Annotated in this window: 10 protein-coding genes; 4 read left to right on the top strand and 6 right to left on the bottom strand. The window is 60.8% G+C overall.

From position 1 onward, the window contains the following. The 3 genes from C8K58_RS18735 to C8K58_RS18725 form a co-directional block, all read left to right on the top strand. Nucleotides 1-1,077: RHS repeat-associated core domain-containing protein (locus tag C8K58_RS18735; RefSeq protein ID WP_178087834.1), on the top strand; the 1,077-nt coding region annotated here is incomplete at its 5' end. Continuing rightward, nucleotides 1,074-1,490, top strand: coding sequence for an Imm50 family immunity protein (locus C8K58_RS18730; protein ID WP_081744390.1), 417 nt, complete (start codon nt 1,074-1,076; stop codon nt 1,488-1,490). The genes C8K58_RS18735 and C8K58_RS18730, both read left to right, overlap by 4 nt. 143 nt (nt 1,491-1,633) lie before the next feature. Then, a complete protein-coding gene (locus C8K58_RS18725) occupies nt 1,634-1,996 on the top strand; it encodes an Mpo1-like protein (protein WP_027604139.1) in 363 nt (120 codons plus the stop codon). 3 nt (nt 1,997-1,999) lie between these two features. Here the strand turns inward: C8K58_RS18725 and C8K58_RS18720 are convergent, their stop codons facing one another. The 3 genes from C8K58_RS18720 to C8K58_RS18710 all read right to left on the bottom strand — a co-directional run bounded on the left by C8K58_RS18720 (nt 2,000) and on the right by C8K58_RS18710 (nt 3,972). After that, a complete protein-coding gene (locus C8K58_RS18720; protein ID WP_108574051.1) occupies nt 2,000-2,797 on the bottom strand; it encodes an acyl-CoA thioesterase II in 798 nt (265 codons plus the stop codon). A 90-nt stretch (nt 2,798-2,887) separates the two neighbouring features. Further along, a complete protein-coding gene (locus C8K58_RS18715; protein ID WP_065947441.1) occupies nt 2,888-3,649 on the bottom strand; it encodes a CHAD domain-containing protein in 762 nt (253 codons plus the stop codon). Between the two features lie 44 nt (nt 3,650-3,693). Beyond that, the gene (locus C8K58_RS18710; RefSeq protein ID WP_003172685.1) at nt 3,694-3,972 is read right to left on the bottom strand and encodes a hypothetical protein; all 279 of its coding nucleotides are present in this window, start codon (nt 3,970-3,972) and stop codon (nt 3,694-3,696) included. Between the two features lie 217 nt (nt 3,973-4,189). Here C8K58_RS18710 and C8K58_RS18705 point away from each other — a divergent pair, with 217 nt between their 5' ends. Next, nucleotides 4,190-5,227, top strand: coding sequence for a patatin-like phospholipase family protein (locus C8K58_RS18705; protein ID WP_065947440.1), 1,038 nt, complete (start codon nt 4,190-4,192; stop codon nt 5,225-5,227). A 233-nt stretch (nt 5,228-5,460) separates the two neighbouring features. Here C8K58_RS18705 and C8K58_RS18700 read toward each other — a convergent pair whose 3' ends face one another. The 3 genes from C8K58_RS18700 to kdpC form a co-directional block, all read right to left on the bottom strand. Further along, the gene (locus tag C8K58_RS18700) at nt 5,461-6,150 is read right to left on the bottom strand and encodes a response regulator (protein WP_027604142.1); all 690 of its coding nucleotides are present in this window, start codon (nt 6,148-6,150) and stop codon (nt 5,461-5,463) included. 37 nt (nt 6,151-6,187) lie between these two features. Beyond that, nucleotides 6,188-8,839: a sensor histidine kinase KdpD gene (locus C8K58_RS18695; RefSeq protein WP_092359063.1), complete on the bottom strand. Its 2,652-nt coding sequence runs from the start codon at nt 8,837-8,839 to the stop codon at nt 6,188-6,190. 136 nt (nt 8,840-8,975) lie between these two features. Next, nucleotides 8,976-9,521 carry a potassium-transporting ATPase subunit KdpC gene (kdpC, locus tag C8K58_RS18690; RefSeq protein ID WP_027604144.1) on the bottom strand — a complete coding sequence of 182 codons (546 nt, stop codon included), beginning with the start codon at nt 9,519-9,521 and terminating at the stop codon, nt 8,976-8,978. Nucleotides 9,522-9,536 lie beyond the last annotated feature (15 nt).

Here is a 9,536-nt window from a genome sequence, read left to right as displayed (position 1 = left end):
CGCCACTACGACTATGACGCCTTCGGCAACCTGATCCGCGAACGGCGTGGCCGTGGGCACGCACTCGTCACCGAATACCGCTACGACTGCCAGCATCGGCTGATCGGCATCACCCAACCCAACGGCCAAACCGCCAGTTACCGCTACGACCCGTTTGGGCGGCGCATCAGCAAAACCGTGGACGGCATCACCACGGAGTTTTTCTGGCAAGGCGACAGGCTGATTGCCGAGCACCATGCGGATCGCCATCGCAGTTATCTCTATGAACCCGATAGTTTTAGGCCACTCGCCCTGCTGGAAGGATTCGGCCCAAAAGATACCAAGCCCTACCACTACCAACTCGACCACCTCGGCACGCCACAGGAACTGACAGACCCAGAGGGCGAAATCGTCTGGTCCGCCCACTACCGCGCCTACGGCCAGATCAGCCGACTCGACAAAGGCACAATCTACAACCCGCTGCGTTTCCAGGGTCAGTACTTCGATCAGGAAAGCGGACTGCACTACAACCGCCATCGCTACTACAATCCGGATATTGGGTGTTACCTGACGCCTGATCCGGTGAAGTTGGCGGGTGGGATCAACGCGTACCAGTACGTGCCTAACCCTACGGGTTGGGTAGATCCACTCGGACTGAATGCCCGTTGCACCGGCGTAGTAAAGAAAAATCCAACCTGCGCAATACCTGTTGAACCTCACGCACCTTATGTATCTCGTAAAGGAGCATTCCGCGAAGCAAAAAGAGACGCCAATATACCGACATCGCAACAACCCGATGTATTTATCGACGCTGGCTCTGGCGCAAAAAAACAATACAACACTGTGAAAATGTCAGATATAAATGAAAAAACAATTTTAGATAATTCTGGAAAACCGATTAAGACGAGGGTCTACCAATATACGAGAGCCGATGGCTCCAAAATACTAATACAAGACCATTCAGCAGGGCATAATTTCGGTGCTCAAAACGGAGCAGGCGATCAAGGCTCTCACTTCAACCTACGCCCAATTGATACACCGCGAACCGGCAAAGTCCCGGGAACAAAAGACCACTACCCATTTAAGGATAAAAAATGAAGCATTGGAATGATCTTGAAGGAACCATATTTTTTAATAAATTGTTCAGTCGTCCAATTGAAATTCGCGAGATTTATATACACTCTCTGACGATAGAAAACGACCAACCTTCTCTCAGCATTGGTTTTGACATACCAGACTTTCCAGATTTTTTACCTCCAAAATGGGAGAACAAAGGATACAACACATGCAGGATTGGACTAACCTGTAACGCAATAAGTAACCTGCAGATAACCAATCTTCCTCGCCGGGAAATTTTCATTGCGAAAATAACGCGAGAAAACGAGCACTTTATTTTCAACGCAAAATCAGAAAATGCCTCTATTGAATTTAAATCAAAGTGGCTGTCTATGGCTGGGCCGTCAGTTTATATAAATTGTCCTGAACCAGGAGATCATAGCTGGCCAGCATAAGTTTTGTAGAATAGATGGGAGAAAGGGTTAGATGATTTACATAACAGAAACTATGAGCGCTATAGCCAACCCCAATTCGCCCACCCGCCCACCCCCACCTAAACTCTCCCCATGTTATTTCAACGGACAGAGGGTTCACCATCATGGGCAAACGTCATCCCAATCTCCCCGCCTGGCAATGGCGTAACTACCCGCAAAACCATCAGCACCCGACCAACCTGGCGTTGCACCTGATTGCCGTGCCGTTGTTTATCATCGGGTTTCTGTTGATTGTGTCCGGAGTGTTCAGCCTGAGCCTGGCCAGTTTCGCCATTGGCGTAGTCGGCATCCTCGCTGGCCTGGCGTTGCAGCGTCATGGCCATAGCCTGGAAGCCGAGGCCGGTGAGCCGTTCAGTGATCGTAAAGACGCAGTACAGCGCCTGGTGGTCGAGCAGTTCCTGACGTTCCCGCGCTTTGTGTTGAGCGGTGGCTGGTGGCGTGCCTGGCGGCTGCGCCACCGTCACTGACGATCAGGCGAAGACCACCACGGTCTGGCGGCTGAGGGCGATCAACGCACCGGTTGGGCTCCACAGCGCGGCGGCGGCGTGACCGTAGCCGTCGCGCGCATGTTCGATGCTGACGTGGTACTGGCACCAGTCCAGGGTCGTCAATTCCTGCAACGGCTGGATGAATTCGATGGTCCAGGTCAGGGTGCTGCCCGGAGCGGGCTTTTTCAGGTGCGGCAGCAACGCCGGGGGCCAGGCATCGACCAGGGCGAGGATATGCGCTTCGGTCAGCGGTTCTTCCTTCACATCCCCGCGCAAGCGAACCCACCCGCCCATCTCGCGGGATTTATTCCCGGTAAACGGCAAACCGCCAACGCTCCAACGCATCGCCAGGTGGCGCATGAACTCAGGCGTGACGCCCTTGATATAGGGCAGTTCCTGGCACTCATCCCAGTGCTTGAACGTCGGCGGCGGCTCGCTGGCCACATCGTTTTCCGACTCGCGGGATGCGCCAAAACTTGCCTGTACCAGGGTCGCGACCTCACCGTTCTGCACAACACGGCCGAGCAACTGGCTGACCGCCTTGCCTTCACGCAACACTTCGACTTGATAGCTGGCGGGTACATCGGGTGCGACCGGGCCAACGAAGGTGATCGCAAGCGAGCGCAATGGGCGGTCCGTCGGCACCTGGGCGCGCAAGGCTTCGTATTGCAACGCAGCAACCAGGCCACCGAACGTGGCACGGCCCTGGGCCCATTCAGCGGGAATGGTGACATTCAGCGGGTTGCTTCGGGCGGCGTCGAGCAAATCACTAAAGCGCATGGCGACCTCACATCAAAAGAAACAGATGGGCGATCTTAACCAGCGCGCAGCCAAGGTACAGCGCTTATTCCGGCCAAAAGCCGGACCGTTTTAGAAACAATCCGCGCTGAGTTTGTCCAGCACGCGATCCGCCTGCCCTTCGGCCTTGGCCATGGTGCGATGCCATATCGCAACGCAAGGCTGCAGATCGGCTTGATGTTCGGCCTGGGCCAACCATTGCCAGCAGTCATGCCAATCACCCAGTGCCGCTTGGGCTTTCTTCAGGCGTGGCAGGGCATTGGCGGGCAACTTATCCAGCTGGGGGTAAGCCTCGGCGGCATAGCGCACACGCTTGATCAACAAGCGCAAACGGTGGCGATCATGGTCTGGATCTTTCAGCGCTTGATCGAGTTTCTGCCATTGCTTGGCCAGGCGCTTCTCAATGCGCGGTCGCAAACCCTTGAGCAATTTCTGGTGCTCCGAGGCGCGGATAAAGCGCGGGAATGCATCAAGGATCAGCAGCAGATGGGCAACTTCCGGGCCCTGTGCCACCTGGCGATAGGCGTCGGGTTGCAGGCGCAGGCGTCGATCAGCGGCCTCGTGATAACCATGCTGATGCAAATACGCCGCCAGCACCTCTCGGTCGCGCAGCGGCGTCGTCAACTGGCCGACCGTGCCGGCGGCCAATTCAAGCTGTTCCACACCCGGCAGCCCGCGCAAAGGACGCAACAGACTGCGCAGGCGGCGCACGGTGGTGCGCAGATCATGCAAGGCTTCATCATCGGTGACGGCAGCGAGGCGAGCCTGGCAGCTCAGTAACCCTACTTCCAGGCCAATGACCTGAGCGACTAACTGATCGACCAAAGCTGACATCCTGCCCTCACTCTCAGATGAAAAATCCCACTCTGCGCTGCACGTTAACGCCCGGCGCGCGACTCACGAATATAGAACCGCGCTTTTTCGGCCTTGTTGGAGCAGCCTTCAAACGCCTCGAATTGCTGCTGGGTCTTGGCGCCAGTCAACAACGACAAGGCCTTGGAGTAGCTGACGGTGCCGGCAAAACCTTCGGCCTTGGCCAGGTCGAGCTCTTTCCAGGCGGCATCCAATTGCGAGCCACAGCTGTCGCGGTATGCGGTTTTCCCGGCACAACCCGCCAGGGCCAACATGATCACAGGCACACACATCCAGGCTTTCATCGATGACACCTCAAAATAAAGAAAAACAGTCGTACGCTGTAAGACGTTGCCTACAAGAAAAAGTGCCTTGTCCTTAGCCTGAAATCGGTAGTACCTATTGCCAGAGCATACCCGAGCCTGGGCGCTATTCTTGAAAAATATTGCCAGGCGCAACCAAGATTGAAGCGGCCCCCACAATAGGCGCATTGTGGGCCCCCGTTTATGAAGGACATCGACCATGAAGAAACGTGTTGCCTTGGTGTTGGGCTCCGGCGGGGCCCGGGGCTACGCCCATATCGGGGTGATCGAGGAAATCGAACGGCGCGGCTACGACATCGCCTGTATCGCCGGTTGCTCCATGGGGGCCGTGGTGGGCGGGATCTACGCCGCCGGCAAACTGGACGAGTATCGAAACTGGATTGAAAGCCTCGACTACCTCGACGTGCTGCGCCTGGTGGACGTGAGTTTCCGCCTTGGGGCGATTCGTGGCGAAAAGGTCTTCGGGCAGATCCGCAAGATCGTCGGCGAGATCAATATCGAAGAGCTGCGCATCCCCTACACCGCCGTCGCCACCGACCTGACCAACCAGCAGGAAATCTGGTTCCAGGAAGGCTGCCTGCACCAGGCCATGCGCGCCTCGGCGGCGATTCCCAGCCTGTTCACCCCGGTGATGCAAGGCAACCGCATGCTGGTGGACGGCGGCCTGCTCAACCCGCTGCCGATCGTGCCGGTGGTGTCGAGCCATTGTGACTTGATCATCGCGGTCAACCTCAACGCCACCAACCAGAAACACTACCAGTTGCCGGTGATCCAGCGCCCCCCGGCGTTCAAGAGCCGCTTCAACAGCCTGGCGAAATCACTGGGTTCGCACCTGCCGTTTCGCCGCAAGCAGGCCGAGCAGTTGATGAAACTTGAGCAGGAAGCCTTGCAGGCCCAGGCGGCCGAGATCAATCCGTGGCTGGAGTCGGCCGAACCCGAATCCCAGCAACCTGCCGCCGCTCCGGAAAAGCCGGGGGCGCCGAAGTCGGCCACCGGTTCATTCATCATCGATAACGTCGGGCCTGCATCATTGCTGGATCTGATCAACCAGAGTTTCGAGGTGATGCAAACCTCGCTGGCGCAATACAAGATCGCGGGCTACCCGCCGGATGTACTGATCAACGTGCCGAAGCGGGTGTGCCGGTTTTTCGAGTTCTACAAGGCGCCGGAGTTGATCGCACTTGGGCGGGAAATTGCCAGTGATACCCTGGATCGCTATGAGAGTGAGCAGCGCTGAGACAGCCGTGTCGCTAGAGCCGTGGTGAGCGGGCTTGCCCCGCGCTGGGCTGCGCAGCGGCCCCACTCAATGAGGAGCGCGCAGTGTCAGGTACTCCTTTGGGCCTGGTTTTGGGGCTGCTACGCAGCCCAGCGCGGGGCAAGCCCGCTCACCACAGAACCCACAGAACCCACAGAACCACAGAGCCACAGAGCCACAGAGCCACAGAGCCACAGAGAGGCTGACAGATCGCCTCAGGCGCTCAACAACCGATACCCCACTCCAGCCTCGGTCACGATAAACCTCGGCTGGGTCGGATCGTCCGCCAGCTTCTGGCGCAGATGCCCCACCACAATCCGCAGGTAGTGACTGTCGTCGGTGTGGGTCGGGCCCCAGATGTCCTTGAGCAGTTGCTGTTGGGTGATCACCCGTCCCGGATGCCGCGCCAGTTGTGCCAGCACCGCGTATTCCTTGCGGGTCAGTGCCACCTCGGCGCCGTCCAGCAGCACGCGGCGATAGGCCAGGTCCACCGTCAACGGGCCAAACTGCAGCGCCGCTTCCTGGGTCTCGCCCACCGGCGCCTGGCGCAACAAGGCGCGCACGCGGGCCAGGAACTCCTGGATGCCGAAGGGCTTGGTGACATAATCATTGGCGCCACCGTCGAGGGCTTCGACTTTCTGCCCTTCGCTGGCCCGCACCGACAGCACCAGCACCGGCACCGTCGACCACTCACGAAACTCGCGCAACACCTGCTGGCCGTCCATGTCCGGCAGGCCCAGGTCGAGCACCAGCAAGTCGGGTTTGCTCAACGCCGCCTGGGCCAGGCCTTCGTTGCCGGTACCGGCCTCGATCACTTTGTAGCCCTGGGAGGCCAGGCTGATGCGCAGGAATTTGCGGATCTGCGGTTCGTCATCAATGACTAAAATCGTCGCGGTCTGGCTCATGGCGTCCAATCAACATCCGAAGAGAAAACAGGGTAGCTCACGCCTCGCCTTCCAGGCCAGGCTGTGTCGGCAATGGCAGGAACAGCGTGATACAGGTACCGCGCCCCTCAATGCCATCGGCCACGCTGATATGCCCACCATGGGCGCCGACCATGCCCTGGCAGATCGCCAGGCCCAGGCCGGTGCCCTGCCCGCCTCGATCACCGCGTGCGGCGGTGTAGAACATGTCGAAGATCTTCGCCCGCTCATCCTCAGGAATACCGGGCCCCTCATCCGCCACGGCGAAAAACAATCGGTTATCCGAGACGCCGGCGCTCAGTTGCAATCGACCGTGGGGCGGTGAAAAGCGCGCGGCATTTTCCAGCACATTGACCAGTGCCTGTTCGATCAACGCAGCATGGACATAGAGCAGCGGCAACTCCGCCGGCACATCGGTGCTCACCTGCAGCGGTGCCAGCACCGCGCGCAAGCGCCCGAGCGCACTGCCGACAATATCGCCGGGCGACACCCAGTCCCGCGCCAGCTTCAGCGCGCCATGGCCCAGTCGCGTCATGTCCAGCAGGTTCTGGATATAGCGGTCCAGGCGCTCGGCCTCATCGCGGGTGCCTTCGAGCAGCTCGCGACGATCCTCCAGGGGGATGGCTTCGCCGAGCGCCAGCAGGCTGTCGATACTGCCGCGCATGGAGGTCAACGGTGTGCGCAAATCGTGGGACACCGACGCCAGCAAAGCGCTGCGCAGTTGCTCGGTTTCGCCATGCAAACGGGCGGATTCCAGCTCCTGGGCCAACTGCGCCCGCGCCAGGGCCTGGGCCAGGGGCTGGCTCAAGGCGGTCAGCAAGCGACGGCGTTGGCCGCTCAATTCCAGGCCCGGCTTGGCACTGACGCCGAGCAACCCGAGCGGGCCTTCTTCGCCCGACAACGGCCACCACCACCAGCGCCCGAACGGCAAAGTGCCGGTGCCCATGCCTGCCGGCTGGTCATGCTGCCAGGCCCAATCGGCCGCAGCCCGTTCGGCTTCGGTGAAGGTCAGCGGGCCGCCGGTCTCGACCTTCCATCCACCCTGGCCGTCGCGATTGACCAGGCACAGATCCAGGTCGCTCCAACCTTCCAGATGGTGGGCGGCGGCACTGATCACCGCCTGGCGGTCGGTGGCGGCGGTGAGTTTGCGCGACAGGTCGAGCAGTTCGCCGGTTTCTTCCTGGGTGTCGCGCAATGCCTGCAACTGACGGCGCTGGCGTGCGGCAAGATTGCCGGTGAGCGCCGCCATCAGCAGGAAGAACAACAGCGTCAGCACGTCCTCTTCGCGCTGGATGGCGAAGGAGAAATTCGGCGGGATAAACAGGAAGTCATAGGTCAGGAACGACAACGCCGCACACACCAGGGACGGCCCCAGGCTGCTGCGCACCGCCACCAGCAACACGGCGGCAAGAAACACCAGCGAGATATTCGGCAACGGCAGTGCGCTTGCCACGGCCCAGGCCACAGCGGCGGCGACGAGGGTCGCAACCACGGCCAAGGCGTAATCGAACCACACCAGGCCGCGCACATCCGGCAAGCGTGGGGCTGCGGGCACATCGTCGCTGTCGAGGACGTTGATTTCCAAGCCACGGGCATTACGCAACAGGCGCGCCGCCAAGCCGCCACCGAACAGGCGACGCCGCCAACGCATTCGCGACTGCCCCACCAACAGCAGGCTGGCACGGCGTTCGGCGGCATGCTGGATCAAGGTCTTGGCCACCTCCCCCGCCCGCAGCAGCACCACTTCGCCGCCAAGGCGCTCGGCCAGTTGCTGGGCGTTTTGCAGGCGCAGGCGGGCCTGCTCATCCCGCGCACGGCCGTTGTCGATATGCACCAGGCTCCACGGCAAATGCCGGCGCTGGGCGACGCGACTGGCATGGCGCACCAGGCGTTCGGCCTGCGCATCGCCATCCACGCCCACCAACAGACGACCGCGCACCGCCGGCGCCGCCTGGCCGAGCTGGCGATAGCCCTGGGCCAAATCGTCGTCGACATGGGCGGCGGCGGTCTGCATCGCCAGCTCGCGCAGGGCCATCAGGTTGGTCTGGGTGAAGAACGCATCGATGGCGGCGCGGGCCTGCTCCGGCACATACACCTTGCCGTCGCGCAGACGCTCGAGCAGTTCGCGGGACGGCAGGTCGATCAGCAGCAGTTCGTCGGCTTCCTGCAGCACCCAATCCGGCAAGGTTTCGCGGACCTGCACACCGGTGATGCCGCGGACCTGGTCATTCAGGCTTTCCAGGTGCTGGACGTTGACCGTGGTAAACACGTTGATGCCGGCGGCGAGCAGTTCCTGAATGTCTTGCCAGCGCTTTTCATGGCGGCTGCCGGGGGCGTTGCTGTGGGCCAGTTCGTCCACCAGCACCAGCTTGGGCTTGGCGGCGAGCAGGCCGTCGAGGTCCATTTCTTCGAGCATCACGCCACGGTATTCGCTGCGCAACAGCGGTTGTTGCGGCAGGCCGCTGAGCAAGGCTTCGGTCTCGGCGCGGCCGTGGGTTTCAACCACGCCGGCGATCAGTTTGACGCCCTGGCGCAGTTGGGTGTGGGCAGCCTGAAGCATGGCGTAGGTCTTGCCCACACCCGGCGCAGCGCCGAGGAAAACTTTGAGCCGGCCACGACCGTCCCGGGGTAGATCGGCTAGCAGGGCATCGGCGCGGCCGGAGTCGCTCATGCTGGGGTTTCCTTCAATTGTTCAGACCCAGAGAAAATCCAATGTGGGAGGGGGCTTGCCCCCGATAGCGGTGGTTCAGTCGATACCTGTGTTGACTGACACTCTGCTATCGGGGGCAAGCCCCCTCCCACAGGGTTCAGAGTTTTTCCAGGGCCATGTTCAGCGCCAGCACATTCACCACCGGCGGCCCCACCAGCGGGCTTTCGATATGTTCATCCAACAACCGTTGCAGGGTCGACACCGGCACATTTCGCGCGGCAGCCACCCGTGCCAGTTGATAGGCAATCGCCTGGGGTGGCAAGTGTGGATCAAGACCGCTGCCGGAGGTAGTCAGCGACACCAAAGGCACCGGGCCCTGGCCGGGCACCAACTGTTTGTTCGCGTCATCGAACACGCGGGTGGCCAAGGCCGGGTTGCTGGGGCCGAGGTTACTGGCGCTGCTGGAAACCGTCGCAAAGGCCCCCGCCGAAGGGCGCGGATGGAACCAGCTGTCACCGGTAAAGTCCTGGGCGATCAGGCTGGAGCCACGCACCTTGCCGCTGGCATCGCGCACCAGGCTGCCGTTGGCCTGGTCCGGGAAAGCGACTTGGGCGACGCCGGTCACCACCAGTGGGTAGGCCACGCCGGTGATCAGGGTCATGAGCACCAGCAGGCTCAGGGCCGGGCGGATTATGTTGGACATTTCAAATTCCTCAAT

The sequence above is a fragment of the Pseudomonas sp. GV047 genome (genome assembly GCF_003058245.1).
Classification (GTDB): Bacteria; Pseudomonadota; Gammaproteobacteria; order Pseudomonadales; family Pseudomonadaceae; genus Aquipseudomonas; species Aquipseudomonas marginalis.
This window is presented reverse-complemented; position numbering and strand designations above follow the sequence as displayed.